The organism is Rhizobium sp. NLR22b (genome assembly GCF_019685295.1).
Taxonomy (GTDB): domain Bacteria; phylum Pseudomonadota; class Alphaproteobacteria; order Rhizobiales; family Rhizobiaceae; genus Rhizobium.
In genome coordinates this window covers 1-15250 of the sequence record NZ_JABDWM010000044.1, presented here as the reverse complement: position 1 = coordinate 15250, position 15250 = coordinate 1, and the positions used below count along the sequence as shown (strand labels likewise).

Here is a 15250-nt window from a genome sequence, read left to right as displayed (position 1 = left end):
GAGCTTCGGCAGTAGCCGCATAATCGAAAGCGCCGTCACGCTCTTGCCACAACCGGACTCGCCGACTACGCCGAGCGTTTCGCCCTTCTTTACTTTAAAGCTAACGCCGCCGAGAGCGTGCGTGACGATCTCCTCTCCGAAAAAGTGGGTCTCGAGATCCCGGACATCAAGGAGGATGTCCCGACCAGAATTTTTCTGAATACCCATGTCATCTCCGCCTTTTCGCACGAGGGTCGAACAAGTCGCGGAGACCGTCCCCAAACAGATTTACCGCCAGAACCGTGATCGCAAGAAAGATTCCCGGTGCGAATATGGTGAAAGGAGCAATTGACAGGTACAGCCGAGAGCTGGAGATCATATTCCCCCAACTTGAGATTTCGGGGGGCACGCCAACGCCTAAGAAGCTCAGCCCGGCTTCGGTCATGATCGCGTCCGCACAAACAACCGCAGTTTGGACCATGAGTGGCGGTAGAGTGCTCGGAAGAATATGGCGCCACAGAATCTTCGGCAGTCGTGCTCCGCCGCAAACAGCGGCCTCGACATATGCGCGTTCACGCACACTTAGGACCACTGACCTTACCATTCTCGTCACGCTCGGAATTTGTGGGATGGCGATCGCTATAATCAGAATGCCAATTCCCGTCCCCGTGAGCGAGATGAGCGCGATTGCAAGCAAGAACGTCGGGATCGACATCAAAGCGTCCATCACGCGCATGATGACATTGTCGAAGCTTCGAATGTAGCCGGCGAGTACACCGATCAGAAGCCCGGCGGAGGCGGCCAGTAGCGCCGATACCAATCCGACCGTGAGAGAGATCCGCGCGCCGCAAACGGTCCGAGCGAACACATCCCGACCCAGGTTATCTGTCCCCAACCAATATTCGGCGGAGGGGGGTTGCAGGCGGACAAACGGATCCATTTTCAACGGATCACCCGCATAAAGTGGAGCTGCGAGCGTCAGAGCGATCAGGATCACCAGGAGACCACCGCCGATCAGAACCAGCGGGTGTCTTCGAGCATGGCGGGCGAGGTATGAGACTCGAAAGCGACCCCGTTGCCCGGGGTTTGGTAACGAAATAGCAAAAGACATATCAGTACCGAATCCGGGGATCGATCAGCGTGTACGCAAGATCGACCGCCAAGTTGATCAGGACGTATATTCCTGAGATGACGATGAGTACGCTTTGAATGACCGGGTAATCTCGATTGTTGATCGCATCGACTACGAGACGGCCAATTCCGGGGATATTGAACACCGTTTCGGTGAGTACGACCCCGCCAATCATATAGGCGAAACTAAGACCGATCACAGTGACGATAGGTCCGCCCGCATTTTTCAAAGCATGACGAAAAAGCATCGAGTATGGCGATGCCCCCTTCGCAGCGGCCGTGCGCATGTAATCCTCCGACAACACCTCCAGCATGCTGGCCCGCGCGATCCGAGCGATGAAGGCGATATAGGGAAGACTTAGCGCAACAGTCGGGAGGATGAGATGAGCGAACCATGGCCCGAGGCCCTGGCCGATCGGCACGTAGCCTTGAACCGGGAGCAGTCGCGTCTGGATAGCAAACACATAAATGAGGAAATAACCGACCACGAAAACCGGAAGAGAGTAACCGAGTGCCGAAAATACGGTTAGCGCGCGATCGACGAAACCTCCCGCGCGCCAAGCAGCAAAAATGCCAAACGTCACTCCGCCGACTACTGAAACGAACAATGTCAAAAGTGACACTGATAACGTCGGTTCCATCCTCTGTTTCACGAGTTGAACGACCGGACGCCCGGCGAAGACCGACGTACCGAAATCGCCGCGCAGGGTGTTTTGTGCCCATTGTCCGAACTGTACTGGCAGCGGCTCGTTTAGCCCAAGTTGCTCTCGAACGCTGGCGACCATCTGCTCGCTAGCAGTCGGCCCGGCAATGATGGCTGCTGGGTCTCCGGGCGTTAGCCTGATGAGAAGGAAGATGAATATCCCGACCATGGCCATGACGACGATGGCCGAGATCAGCCTGCGAAGGATGTAGTAGACCAAAAGACTCACCCCTTTTGCATATTCCACATTGGAACATTGCCGGTCTTCAGACCGACTAGGCCGGTCAAGTCCTTCCTGTGTGCAACGGGTGATACAACCTGGCCCAAGCTAACCAAGCTCGCGTAATTCCACCAAATCTGCTGCATCTCGCGAGCGAGGGCTTGGCGTTCTTCAAGCGTTTCGACGTCGGGCCATTTGGCGCGCAGCGCCTCGTATTCGGCTGATTCAGGCCAGCCGAACCAACTTTCCTCTCCGTTCATCGCCATCCAGGCCGCAGTTGTCGGATCGCCGAACTGGAAATCTGTGGCGGAGGAAATGAAGATGCTCCAGCCACCTTCGTCGACAGAAACCTTCTTGGCCCTTCTGGTAACAAGGCCAGCCCAGTCAGTCGATGCCAGCTCCGCATTGATCCCAATTTTGCGCATTTCCGATGCGAGTAACAGCGAAGCGTTGTGCGCTTCACCCCAGTCGGTGGGATCGAGGATAACGACCTTTTCGCCAGCGTAGCCGGCCTCCGCAAAAAGCCGCTTGGCCGCCTCGAGGTCACCACCCTCCTTGTACCAATCTGTGTTCGCATCATTGATATAAGCTGTACCAGTGCCAAACAGAGATTTGACGGGACGACTGTATTGTGGCGATGGATTGATGACGCGAAGAAACGCCTCCTGGTTGATGAGATGCAGCATCGCCTGCCGCGCCTTAATGTTGTTAAACGGCTTTTGCAGGCAGTTCATGCGGAGGAAATAGTTGTAACCGGATTTGTACAGATCCTCGAGCACAAGGCTCGGATCACTCTCGATCACCGGGTAAAGATCGGCTGGAGGCGCGCCTAGGAAGTCGATCTCTCCGGCCTGCAAGGCCGAAACGGCCGTCTGCTGATCCGGAAAGTCGTTCCAGATGACACGACTGACTCTGGCGATCTTGCCACCTGCAAGTCCGTCGGGGGCCTCGCTGCGAGGAACATACTCTTCAAACTTGTCGAACGTAATGTTAGCCCCGGGTACAAAAAGCTCCTCGTTGAACTTGAATGGCCCCGATCCGATGTGTGTGGTAACTGCCTCACTCGGTGGACGATCTGCGTCCTTTTCGCGCATGATGAACAGCGGGTAGGTGCTCACTTGCGCCAATTGATCAATCAGCAAACCCAGTGGCTCTTTGAGCGTGATGATAAAGGTTTTGTCGTCCTTTTTGGAAACATCATGCGCCCGCTGCTTCACCAAACTCCCGCCCGGTGTTTGGAACCAACGCCGAATTGAGGCGACACAATCCGCCGCCGTAACCGGCGTGTGATCGTGCCAGCTCAGTCCGTCTCGAAGCTGGAAAGTGTAAGTCCTCTTGTCGTCCGAAGCGCTCCAATCCCCGATCATTTGCGGCTGTGGCACGAGCTTTGAATCGAGGCCGAAGAGCATATCGTAGACACCAAAGGCGTAATCGCCGATATCTACGTCTGTCGTCGTGTAAGGATCGAAGGCCTGCGGCACGCCGTGGGACCATTTCACTGGTTCTCCTCCGGTCGATGCCTGTGCGCGGAGCAGGTAAGGGAACGACGCTGCCGCTCCCATCGCCATGCTCGCTTTGATTACGTTTCTCCGAGAGATCTTCATTGTCTAAGTTCCCCTACTTGTTTTTGATTTCATCTGGTCCGTGATGGAGTTGCGTTAGCTGTAACGACGCGGACAAAGTGTCCCTCAGCGATATTGGTGGCGCGTCTCTCTCTCCGGCGAGCAAACTGGCTACGCCGAATGGAATTGACAAATAGAGTTTCGATATGTGCTCATCTCGAAACCAGATTGTTGAGACCTGTCAAAGGCTTGTTAAGCAAATGTTCGCTGCATGCTGGAACGCATTGATCCCGACTTCGTCGGGCGACAAAGCTCTAGCCGTAGGCCTTAGTCTCCTAAGACGCGATAAAGCCGCTGCGGAGACCAGGATGGCAGTATCGCATGGCCCGTTAGACAGGCCCTGCTACGTTGTCGTTTCACCTCGAGCTCCCTAAACGATCGAGGTGATCAAGGATCCAAGCCTGCCGGAACGCGGCTTCTTCCACTACCGCGGGTCCGTGTGAATATCCGGAGTGACCGCCGAGCATGCGGGTCCTAAGGACGAGCGCGGGGTCGCGATTAGGCGTGCATGAGCGGCGCTGTGCGACGTACCTTGCAGGCTGGTGAAAAAGTACCTGGCTGTCATCGAGCGCGGCGTCAATGTAAGTGGGCGGAAGTGGTCTATCAGCCTCCAAATTGTAGTATGGGTCATAGGCGCGCATGTACCTGTACTCGTCCGGAACGCGCGGATCTCCATATTCTGCTGTCTCCGCCAATGCGAAAGGCATGTTGAAGTCCAGCTCGGTGTCGATGATGTCGGCAACTGGCACCTCCGCGATCACGGCCCGAAATAAATCAGGTCGCAATGCGGCCGTAGCCAACACGGTACCTCCGCCGGCACTTTTTCCTTCAATGACAATTTCGTCGCGCCCAGCATACCCCTGTTCAACCAGAGTCTCGGCACATCTGATCAGATCCGTGTAAGTGACCGTCTTTCGATCACGAATGGCCACATCATACCAGCGACGCCCGAACTCTCCGCCACCCCGTACATGCGCGATGCCGAAAGCGATTCCTCGATCAAGGAGGCTCAAACGCGCATCCAGACATGAGGGCGCGGAGAAGAAAGAGGGCCATCTCGTCGTGCCGTAACAGCCGTAGACGTTCAGGAGAACGGGGCCGCCGGGCTGCCGGTCCCGCCGAGCGATCAGCGAGATCGGCACTTGAACCCCGTCTTCGGCATCGGCCATTACGATCGTTGCAACGTATTGAGAGGGGTCGTAGCCGGGGACATCGGCTTGATAAACAATTTTCGATCGGCCGTTTGCCATATCGTACTCTGTGTACGTGTCCGGCCTAATAAACGAAGTGACAGAGTAGACCAGCTGTGAGCTGTAGAAACGATGCCGCGCTACCGAGTAGGAGCCTCCTGCCGAAACTCCGACTTTCAACGTGCACGTGTTCTCCTCGTGAACGATGACGGATTTAACCTCTCCCTCTCGGCCATACACGACAAGCCGAGGTCTGAGGCTTTCGCGCTCAAATGAAACCAGATCCTGATCGAATACGTGTACCTCCTCCAGGGTCACTCCTGCTCGATGAGGAACGATCTCTTTCCAATGCGCCGGCGATGGGTCGGCTATCGGCGCGCTTACAATTCGCCAGTCCGGGCCGTTGTCGTCTACACGGAACAGGAATTTGTCGTTCCAGTGTTCAGCATAAACCTGATGTCCCAGATCACGTGTCACGATCCGGCGCCACTTCCCTCTCGGATCGTTCGACGCGAGACACCACACTTCCGCGGCACCTCGTTGGACGCGTAGCGTGTTGTCGCATCCGGGGACCACGTTGAGAAACAGCCAATCGCCGCTGTGCGATCGCCGAATAACTACTGCGAGCCGCTCGTTGGATTCTTCGAAGACTACCTCGGATTTGCTGGCTTCCACATCCAGACGAACGATCCGATCATGCTGACGCCTGTCACTGCGCTCCTGTGAGAAAAAGAGTGATCGGCTATCGGCGGCCCAGACTGCCTGGCCAATTCGCGCCGGGCCTCGCCAGACGTCCTGGCCGCTAGAGACATCCCGCACCCTAAGTTCGAAGCCCTCATTGCCGACGACATCAAAACTATACGCTAGATACCGCCCGTCATCGCTTGGTTCAAAAATGCCAAGTGTGAAGAAGACAGCCGCGCCCTGTAACGTGTTCGGGTCCAGTACAAGTTCCTTAGGGCCTCCTGCAATTGGTCGGCGCCACCATGCCAAATGAGGCAGGCCATCCTCCTGCACCCGAAAATACTCAAAGGGACCGACTGTCAAAACAGGATGACTGCCGCCACCGGCTTTACGCCCGTCAATTTCGGCAACCAGTTGCTGTTTGATCTCCGCTAAGTGGGCTGTCGCCTGTTGCGCGTAAAGGTTCTCTGCTTCAAGATACTGGAGCACATCGGGGTTTTCGCGATTACGAAGCCAGCCGAATTTGTCAGTCGTGACATCTTCATGAAGGACGCGGATTCGCTCCTCGGCGTGGGGAAGCGGCGGGTGCAAAATTTGCTCTCCCATCATTCGTCTCCCGACACGAGACGTAGATCGACGATGACACCGGCATTACGCGAATAGTTCGCAGTTTTCATTGATGTGCCTTCCGTTGAGCCTTGAGTAGCCTAGCTCGCGCTCAGCATCTCCTGATGTCGTAGAGCTGGAAACAGTGCAGCTTGGTTCGTTGCTGAAAATTGGAGAGCTCTTTCAGACTTGGCAAATATCAAATCGATATTCCAGCCATCGAGAAGCAAGATGGGCTGTGTTGCTGACGAAGGGATCCATGTGAGCTTGCAACTCAAGTGCAGCGTAGGCGCGGGCTCAAGATGAATTGCGGCGCTCAGTGTGCGCCGAGAGGTATCGCGATCGGACATCAATATGCCCGGTGACCTCCGAGGAAGGCGCAGCGGACGGCTGGTAGTCTAGAAGCACGATCGGCCCGCCACTGTCCTCTCTGCTGCGATAGGCCAGAGCTCGCACATCCAATCGACAGGGCACCGCGACCGAACACTTCTTGGGAGTTAACGTGCTGGACCACGATGGATAGTTCCGCTGCGTCCGCGGGGCTCCTTGCCTGAAACAACGCCTGTGTGAAAGGCTCTCGTGCGTCTTCGAATTTGCCACCCATGGCCTGGAACAGGATCATGTTTGAGGGCCACGGCCGGCAGCCGAAAGTCAGCACAATCCTTGTGAGTCACTCAAGGGCCACCATGCAACGTGGCAACAAGGCTTGTGTGGCGGCGGCGCTTAGCCAGGTCCGATCGACGTGCCGGTTGCTCCTCTTCGACTTTGTGAGATTTAAGACATTTCGGTGCGAAAAGCGACAGCGCATTTACGGCGGCGACGCGGGACACACGTGGCTTTGGAGCCTCATTTCGCGGAACGTCATCGTTGGCACGCCGATTGCAGCAGTCATGTGGCCCGGTCAGAGCGCTGGGCGTAAATGCCGATAGATACATAGCGAATCGAGGAAGGTTGCCAATTAAACGGCGTATTGCCCCTCGTCTTCTTTCGTTGGAGTATGACCATGCTAATAGCAGTCGTGTGTAATAGCGAATTCACGGGCGTAATCAACCGATTCGGCCAGCCATATCCGCAACCGCCGCAACCGTGGCCGCCGGAGGGACGAATAGTTGACAATGTGCTGGCGGCGCTGGGAGAAGGCGGTCACGAGACGCTGCTGTGTCAAGGGAATAAAACACTACTCGCTGCGCTTGAGCAGTTCATGCCACCCGATCCGCTAACCGGCCGCCCCTCGGGAATGGTCTTCAACTTGGCCGAAGGGATTCAGGGCGAGTACCGGTTCACCCACGTTCCAGGAATGCTCGAAATGGCTGGTGTTCCGTATACCGGATCTAGTCCGCTTGGGCATGGACTGACGGACGATAAAGTCATCAGCAAGATGCTTATGCGCGATAGTGGCGTGCCAACGCCGAACTTTCGCGTCATGCGTCGCGGCACCGAGAGCACCGGCGATCTGCAATTTCCGTTAATAGTGAAGCCGCGTCACGAGGACAACAGCTTCGGGCTGCGAGTCGTCCATGACGCAGCTGAACTTAGGCCGGCAATCGAAAGGATCGACGCTCAGTATGCACAAGATTCGCTCGTGGAAGAATACATCGAGGGGCGGGAAATCAACGTAGCGCTGCTTGGAAATGAAGATCTCGAGGTGTTTCCTCTCGTGGAGCACGATCTCGCCCAACTCGACGCTAAAATTTTAACCTGGGAAGCGAAGTACCTGGCGGCCGCTCAGCCGCCAAAGATTTGCCCGGCGAAGATCGGGAGCAGACTTGTGGCATTACTGAGGGATATTTCGATTGCTACTTTCCATGCTTGCCAGTGCCGCGACTATGCCCGCGTAGATCTTCGGATCGATCGTTCCGGCAAACCTTTTGTTCTAGAAATCAACTCAATGCCGGGTCTCAGCAGGAACTCCCCTTATGTGCTAGCCGCGATGGCTGCGGGACACAGCTACTCGAGTTCGATCAATGGCATCCTTGATGTCGCCCACAAGCGGTATTTTGAAAAGGGAATCCAATAGGATTCAACCGCTGATCCAAAAGACGCCGACCGGCACCAGAGAAGGTGCACGCGCATCGATTGCAGCCGCTTGCGATACGGGCCTGGCGTCTCGCTAGCGCGGGCTTGATCCGGAAGGCTGGCGGAAACCTCCGCCAGCCTTCGCCCGTCACCAATGACATGCGAGCCCCCGCGTTTCGCACCGAATTTCCTGCTGCCTCGCAGCATCGCCGTTGGATTAGAGCTCAAGAGATATGCGGCATGAAAAATTCGAGTTCAGTCACTTCGACAGCATTCACCCCGCTCCGAAATAAGGTGTTCCGTTCAATCTGGACGGCCACACAAATCGCAAACCTCGGATGGCTCATTCAGACTACAGCAATCAGCTGGCTGATGGCTACGACCTCCGCTTCCGATGTGATGGTCGCGCTAGTGCCGGCCTCTTCCACTCTACCGGCGTTCCTCCTGTCAATCCTCGCAGGAGCTATTGCCGACAGTTTCAGCCGACGTTGCGTAATGCTCATCGGCCATTACTTGATCGCCTTTTCTTCGCTGATGCTGGCCATATCCGTTGCACTGGGATGCATCAGTCCTTGGCTGATATTAGCGCTAGGCTTCCTGGCGGGATGCGGTTTCGCGGTGAATGATCCCGCTTGGCACGCCTCTGTAGGCGACATCCTGGAGAAGCGTGACGTTCCGGCGGCGGTCACACTGATGTCGGTTGGGTATAACATTGTTCGAGCGGCAGGGCCGGCAATTGGGGGGCCAATTCTTGCTTTCTTGGGACCCCTTACCGCATTCGTGTTAGCGGCTCTCAGCGACTTAGTGCCGCTTGCTGCTGTATCGCGCTCAAAATGGCACGTGAACTCTTCCTCGCTGCCGTCTGAGCGTGTTCTAACAGCCATTCAAGATGGGCTGCGCTTTACCGCAATGTCGATCCAAATCAGAGCGGCGATTGCACGCGGCACGTTGTTCGGCTTTGCAGGCATTTCGATTCTCGCTCTGCTGCCTCTGATCGTCCGCAATCATTTCGCCGGAGGTCCTATCACTTATGGCGCCCTCTTGACTGCGTTTGGCATAGGCGCGTTCAGCGCCGGGCTTGCCGCCGGCCATCTCAGGCGCCTTCTATCCCAGACCCGTCTCATCGCTATCGCATCCGTCGGCTGTGCCGTATGCTGTTTAGTCCTACCCTTGACGTCCTCGATCTGGTGCGCGGCCCTTGCATTGGCTGTCGGTGGTGCAGGTTGGCTCCTCACTTGGACCGGAGTAGACATTTCAGTACAATTATCGAGCCCGAGATGGGTCGTCGGCCGCACGCTGTCAATCTATTATGCCCTTTCTTCCGGCGGGATGGCGGTAGGCAGTTGCGTCTGGGGCGCCATCGCCCAGAATTTCGCACTGACGACCGCTTTCCTAGCCGCCGCCATGGTATTACTTCTCACTGCAGGGGTCGCATTCCTGCTGCCGATAAAATTGTGGGAAGAAATGGATCATGAGGTCTCTTCGTTTGTAGCGCCGCCGCTCGCACTCGACCTCCAGCCGAGAAGCGGGCCCATCGTGGTCAAGGTCGACTACGTCATAGGAGAGCGGCATGTCGACACGTTTCTCGAATGCATGCGCGAGCAGCGGCGCATTCAAAGCCGAGCGGGGGCACGGAACTGGACTCTCCAACGAAACCTACAGATCCCTGCGCTATGGACAGAGGCGTTTAAAACGCCGACATGGACTGATTATCTACGTCTAAACCACAGACTAACGGCAGCAGACAAGGAATTGCGCGATCGCCTGACTGCACTGCACGGCGGCGGCCGTCCTCCCGAGGCAGTCCTCTCGATTGAAAGAGCAACAGGGTCGGTTAACAGCTGCAGCCGACCAATCCGGTCTTCGCGTCCGTAACGATCTAACCTAAAGATGAGTTGCCGATTGATGACCTGCAATGTCTGCGACCGGTCCGCGAGAGGCGACAGCCAGCTTCTCCTCGTTTTGCAGCGCAGTCGAATGCCGGATTGCAAATCCTCCCCGACTGCCGTCAGCAAGTCTTCACTACGACGTTTGCTTTCCCGATCGAGTTCGCATTTAAGCAATTGCAAGGGGAAAACGTCCGTACGCAAAGGAGGACGGAAGGAGAGCTGGGCGATATAGTCGCTGTTCAAGGGCCGGCCTTCTGAAGTGAAGCACCAATTATCTGCGCTATTTGCCGCTGCGCTTGGCCCGACCACGCACGACCGCCCGCTACACCGCTGGCTTGCCGACGCTGGATATGCGCATCGATTCGCTGCGAGAAAAACTCATACGACAGCATAGGAAGATCTGTTCCTCAGGCGGCACATCGACAGCGGCGGCATAGGCGTAGGAGGTTTCCTCCACTATTTGGAAGCCCGCCGTTCCGATGACCGCCCGCAGATCTTCGCGCAGGTAGCCTGAGACTCGGATGTTGTTTCCGAGGAAGGGGATTGAGAAATCGTCGACATCGGCCTCTACCATGGACAGGGCGAACAAGCCACCAGGGACCAGCAGATTTCGAATCGTCATTAGTGCAAGAGGAATCTCTGCACGCGGCAACATTAGCAGCGAGAAGAAGGCTGTGACAGCGTCGAACTGGCCTAGGTCCCGCGGGCCACCTGGTCGCAAGTCAGCAATGTCCAGCTGGTGGAATGTCGCGCCAGGGACATACTCCCGCGCGAGCTTCACCATCCCGCCCGACAGGTCGATGCCCACAACCTCTAATCCGGAGGCCGCTAACTGAAGCGCCGTTGGCACTCCGGTACCGCAGCCCAGATCCAGAACCCGAGAACCGGCCGGCAATGACTTGATCAGCCAATCACCCGCCGAGACTTGACCCTGTTTGTGTGGAAAGGTCTCATTATAGCGAGCGCCGATGGCATCAAAGGCTTCTGCCTGACCCTCGCGGTTGAGCTGAAGGCTGTTGTAGCCGCCCGCGCTGTATCGATTGTTCATGTGAATTAACCTTCCACAGAACGATTTGGATCGTATTACCGGCAGACATCAGAGAAATCAAGTGTTCAGACCGAAATCTGATCCCTGCGTGACCAGCACAGTAGATGCTACGTAAGGAAAGTCCGCTATGCCCCGCATGCGGCGGCGTGGATCGCCTGGCACATCGGGTTGATAACGCCGGCCGCGAGGACACTGCCACGGTTGTCATCCCGGTCAGGGCTCGTGACCTTGATTTAGCCGGCCCGGCCATCTCCAACTGACCGTGACAGTGCGATTCCAGGATCGTTACTGTGAAGCAGCTGTCCACATTTGGCTTGTTGCTGCCACTGATCATAGCACGTATTGAAGACAAGCTTCGGCGGGTAGAGCGCCTCCTGCGCGGCGGTGTTCACGCCACTGACAACGACCGCTTCCTGCCTTCGGTAGAAAAAGCCAGCAGAGGTCGTGAATTCAGGCGCACCAATGTCTTTTCCGAGGGAAGGCCAAAACAGCGGGGTCTGGGCTCCCGTTGCGATGATGGATGCCTCGAAGGAGGTGGAATATGTCGTACACCAAAGTGGTGACTACATTTTCTCGGCAGTTCTCCACATTCGTTGTGATGATGAGTTGGCCGCACGAGAGTGTTGTCGCAGTGAATAGGTACGAGGACAATCAATTCGCTGAAGTGCGATTATTTTCTATCCAAGTCGGCCATTCAAAAGGCCTTGCAATCTCGCCCTCCGGCGGCTTGCTCACGGACAGCAAGGAGGGGCGACTCCGCAACCAGTCCGGGACCGCGAGAGATACATGGCTCCAAAAAGACTATCGAGGACGACGTTGTCTCCCTAAGATCGAAGCGTAGAGCGAGAATGGCCGAGGTATCGCTCGCAACGTCTGGGGTGGTGCACACGGAATAGATTTCCTCCTTGCGTGAACGCCACTCATCGCCGGTAACAGCCACATAAGACCAGCGGGGCCGGCAAAGTTCCATAAATCAACGATATGCCTGCCGAACGTGTAGCGGCTATTTAGTAATGCGACAGTTGGGCCAGTTAGAGATGCGACAGTCTCGCCTCTCGACGCACTGGTCAAAGCCAACGTTGGGAGCAAGGATGACGACCTTCAGCCTGGTCGAGACCATGAGCGGTCGGAGTCGTCATGTCCTTTATGATCACCATGTCGCAGAAAGAGTTGCATCGCCTCGAAGTCATCCAGAAGATCCGTGACGAACGCCTGAACGTTGTCCAGGCCGCCGAGTTGCTGGATCTCAGTCGAAGTCAGGTCCATCGGTTGTTGCAGGCCTATGCCCGTTTCGGTGAAGCCGGTCTGGCTTCGAAGAAGCGATCACGACCGAGCAATCGACGCCACAGCGAGGATTTTCCAATGCGGCGCTGGATCTGATCCGCGAACGGTATCTGGATTTCGGTCCGACGCTGGCGCGCGAGAAGCTGATCGAGTTGCACCGGATCTCTGTTGCCAAGGAGACGCTGCGGCAATGGATGACCGAGGCCGGCATCTGGATCTCGCGTCGCGAGCGCAAGAAGCGGGTTTTCCAACCACGCGGCCGGCGCGATTGTTTCGGCGAGCTCGTCCAGATCGATGGATCGCATCACTGGTGGTTGTCTAATCGCATTCCATCCGTCAAGCTGGTTTGCGCATTCAGCCGCCCTGCCGGCTTGCGGGACAGGCAACCCGGCTGACCTGATTGGATGGATCGGAGCAGGGTTGTCTCCGCGGTCGACAAATGTCGCCGCACAATGGTTTTCGCAGGTGGGATCTTCCTAATGTTCGAGGCGCAGCCTCAACGAGCTGCAGCCACCAGATCTGATCTTGCAACCCGGACCAGCCGCTCAGATCGGGGCTGGTCGGCGTGCCGTGTGGCAGCCGCAAGTGACATTTCAACCTTGCGCAACCGCGGACATTTCAACTTGAATGCCACCGATGTTGTAGCAGCTACCTTCTATTTCCAAGTGCGACATGCCAGTATTTTCAATGGCTTCACGCAAAACCCCGAGCATCAGGGCGGGCCATTCTGCAGCGGATCCAGGAAGATATATGGGACCGAGATCTTTATCGGCGAGGATGTCTGCGTCAAAACATTCAAGCGAAGCTCGAGAAATCCCGAAAGTACTTAGGGCTCGGGTGGCAATCTGGCTGCGACGGCCGCTCAGCTACCGACCGATGGTGCGAAGCACTGCGCTTACAGAAGCTATACCGTGACAAAAGGTATTATTTGCCGATATGCGTTTCATGACATCGCGCACTTATGAATAGGTACGCTCCTTAAACGGCGTTGACGCAATCATCTCCCGAACCGCTGTAAGAAACGCGGATTCAGCTGGGTTAAGGCTTCTGCGGGGATTCACCACAACATGAATATCTATTTGGGGCAGTTCATCCCATGGCGGTAACTGCCAAAGAAGTCCCGCATCAACGTCTCGGCGTGCAATGTGAACGGGAAGGGCGCCGATACCCAACCCGTTCACAATCATACGCCGGACCTCCGGCAGGTTTGCTGAAACACCATGTGGCTCCGATTGCAAGTTGACCCGCTCGCGCAACTGACGCACTAGATAAAGAGGGCCATTTTCGATTTCGGTCTGGAACGAAACCGAGGGCTGACCCGATAAGGCCTCGGGGGTAATATCCTTACGGCCGAAGAGTGGATGCCTCGGTCCGCAGAACAAGCCAAAAAACTCCCGAAAGAGAACGCTGCTTTCCATCAGCGGACCGCCCTCGCGCATCAGGCACAAGCCCAATGTAGTCTGGTTCTGCCTTACCCGGCTGAGAACCTCGGCACTGTCAGTGATTGCTATCGAATAGGTTACCTTGGGAAACGCACTGTTGAATTGGGCCAGCACCTCGTCGAAATGAGGGCAGATCACGTGGCTCGTCATCGCGATAGCAATGTGCCCAGTGACTATGGTTTCAGCCGCAGCCATCAACCCAGGAAGGCGTAAAACCGCCCCAAAAAGCAAGCAGCATTCCCGATAGAGCGTCTCGCCCGCCGGCGTCAGACCAAAATGTCCGGGTCGTCGATCTAGAAGTCTCTTCGCGAGGGTATCTTCTAGCCGCTTCAGGGCACTTGAAACCGTAGGCTGGCTTAGCGTCAAGAATTCCGCCGCGCGCGTAATACCACCCTTTTCCACGACCACCGTGAAGGTGCGCAGCAGATTCCAGTCGAGCCGCCAAATGAATCGCTCTTCGTATGGACGCATCATAAATTCCGTCAATGATCGGAATTATGGATATCTGTTTGCACTATGGCGCGCAAGTAGAGATGGTCGGGCTAAGAGAGCCCAATTGGCAAGAAGGGCAAATCCCGCGTCGGGTGCGCCCTCTTCGGCAAACGGACGTCGATAACGACGGGGCAAAATTAGAGAAATCGTGACGGAGCGAGAACGCTCTGCGCTCATTAAGACTGGATATTTTGTGCCACTTCCCGACAAACGCAGTGAAATTGCGGAGGCAGTCTCCCAAATTGCCGACGGTGCCTCGGTCATGCTTGGCGGCTTTGGTGTGCCCGGAACGCCGTTCTGTCTGATTCGTGAACTGGTCAGGCGAGGCCCTCGCAATCTGACTGTAATCAAGAATGACGCCAATGAAGCCGGCATGGGCGTCGATTGGCTCCTTGAAAATGGCCAAGTGGCGAAGTTGGTCACCAGCCACATCGGTCTCAACCCGACGGCCATGCGAATGATGAATGAGGGCGAGATAGAGGTGGAGTTCGTCCCGCAGGGGATTTTAGCCGAACGCATCCGCGTGGCTGGAGCCGGAATGATGGGTTTCGTCTCCGATATAGGTCTAGGTACAGCTGTTGCAGAGGGCAAACAGCGGGTCGAGATAGCCGGCAAAACGGGCATCGTGGAGACTGCGTTGAGGGCAGACTTCGCGCTTATCCACGCCAACAAGGCCGACGCTTTCGGTAACCTCACGTTTTCAGCAACTGCGCAAAACTTCAATCCGCTAATGGCCATGGCAGCTGGTAGAACGATCGTGGAGGCCGAGGCCATCGTTCCATTCGGCGCCCTTGGCCCGGATAGCATCCATCTGACCGGAGCCTTTGTCGACGCGGTGGTTGAACTCAACGAATTGCCGGAGATTTATGGTGTCGTCAAACGCTAAAGCGCGAATGTTGAAGCGCGCCGCCGCAGATATTTCAAGCGGCATGACTGTCAATCTG

The 15250-nt window shown here is 56.2% G+C and carries 10 protein-coding genes and 1 pseudogene; 4 read left to right on the top strand and 7 right to left on the bottom strand.

All coding sequences use genetic code 11. From position 1 onward, the window contains the following. The 5 genes from HJC00_RS31865 to HJC00_RS31845 form a co-directional block, all read right to left on the bottom strand. Positions 1-207, bottom strand: a 207-nt coding sequence (locus HJC00_RS31865; RefSeq protein ID WP_221165187.1) for an ATP-binding cassette domain-containing protein, incomplete at its 3' end; no start/stop codon positions are given. A 1-nt stretch (position 208) separates the two neighbouring features. Next, on the bottom strand, positions 209-1090 hold the full coding sequence (locus HJC00_RS31860; RefSeq protein WP_168333681.1) for an ABC transporter permease: 882 nt from the start codon (positions 1088-1090) through the stop codon (positions 209-211). Position 1091: 1 nt separating this feature from the next. Further along, positions 1092-2033: an ABC transporter permease gene (locus HJC00_RS31855; protein ID WP_221165186.1), complete on the bottom strand. Its 942-nt coding sequence runs from the start codon at positions 2031-2033 to the stop codon at positions 1092-1094. A gap of 5 nt (positions 2034-2038) precedes the next feature. Beyond that, complete coding sequence (locus tag HJC00_RS31850) at positions 2039-3637, bottom strand: ABC transporter substrate-binding protein (RefSeq protein ID WP_207603917.1); 1599 nt, start codon at positions 3635-3637, stop codon at positions 2039-2041. Positions 3638-4011: 374 nt separating this feature from the next. Continuing rightward, positions 4012-6135, bottom strand: coding sequence for a prolyl oligopeptidase family serine peptidase (locus HJC00_RS31845; RefSeq protein WP_168333684.1), 2124 nt, complete (start codon positions 6133-6135; stop codon positions 4012-4014). 1003 nt (positions 6136-7138) lie between these two features. Between HJC00_RS31845 and HJC00_RS31840 the strand changes: the two genes are divergently transcribed. Then, entirely contained in the window at positions 7139-8152 is a 1014-nt protein-coding gene (locus tag HJC00_RS31840) for an ATP-grasp domain-containing protein (protein WP_207603918.1), read from the top strand. A gap of 239 nt (positions 8153-8391) precedes the next feature. Then, positions 8392-10026, top strand: coding sequence for an MFS transporter (locus tag HJC00_RS31835; RefSeq protein WP_221165185.1), 1635 nt, complete (start codon positions 8392-8394; stop codon positions 10024-10026). A gap of 336 nt (positions 10027-10362) precedes the next feature. Here the strand turns inward: HJC00_RS31835 and HJC00_RS31830 are convergent, their stop codons facing one another. Then, positions 10363-11088, bottom strand: a complete 726-nt coding sequence (locus HJC00_RS31830; RefSeq protein ID WP_207603920.1) for a class I SAM-dependent methyltransferase — start codon at positions 11086-11088, stop codon at positions 10363-10365. 1137 nt (positions 11089-12225) lie between these two features. Here HJC00_RS31830 and HJC00_RS31825 point away from each other — a divergent pair. After that, positions 12226-12719, top strand: a pseudogene (locus tag HJC00_RS31825) (helix-turn-helix domain-containing protein); the annotation flags it as partial. A gap of 612 nt (positions 12720-13331) precedes the next feature. Here HJC00_RS31825 and HJC00_RS31820 read toward each other — a convergent pair. Continuing rightward, entirely contained in the window at positions 13332-14285 is a 954-nt protein-coding gene (locus HJC00_RS31820; protein ID WP_164051012.1) for a LysR family transcriptional regulator, read from the bottom strand. A gap of 214 nt (positions 14286-14499) precedes the next feature. Between HJC00_RS31820 and HJC00_RS31815 the strand changes: the two genes are divergently transcribed. Continuing rightward, positions 14500-15192, top strand: a complete 693-nt coding sequence (locus HJC00_RS31815; protein ID WP_207603921.1) for a CoA transferase subunit A — start codon at positions 14500-14502, stop codon at positions 15190-15192. The last annotated feature ends 58 nt before the right edge of the window (positions 15193-15250 follow it).

Coding starts and splice junctions, on each gene's coding strand:
- HJC00_RS31830 (WP_207603920.1), bottom strand. CDS start 11,088: ATGAACAATCGATACAGCGCGGGCGGCTACAACAGCCTTCAGCTCAAC.
- HJC00_RS31840 (WP_207603918.1), top strand. CDS start 7,139: ATGCTAATAGCAGTCGTGTGTAATAGCGAATTCACGGGCGTAATCAAC.
- HJC00_RS31845 (WP_168333684.1), bottom strand. CDS start 6,135: ATGGGAGAGCAAATTTTGCACCCGCCGCTTCCCCACGCCGAGGAGCGA.
- HJC00_RS31835 (WP_221165185.1), top strand. CDS start 8,392: ATGAAAAATTCGAGTTCAGTCACTTCGACAGCATTCACCCCGCTCCGA.
- HJC00_RS31860 (WP_168333681.1), bottom strand. CDS start 1,090: ATGTCTTTTGCTATTTCGTTACCAAACCCCGGGCAACGGGGTCGCTTT.
- HJC00_RS31850 (WP_207603917.1), bottom strand. CDS start 3,637: ATGAAGATCTCTCGGAGAAACGTAATCAAAGCGAGCATGGCGATGGGA.
- HJC00_RS31820 (WP_164051012.1), bottom strand. CDS start 14,285: ATGCGTCCATACGAAGAGCGATTCATTTGGCGGCTCGACTGGAATCTG.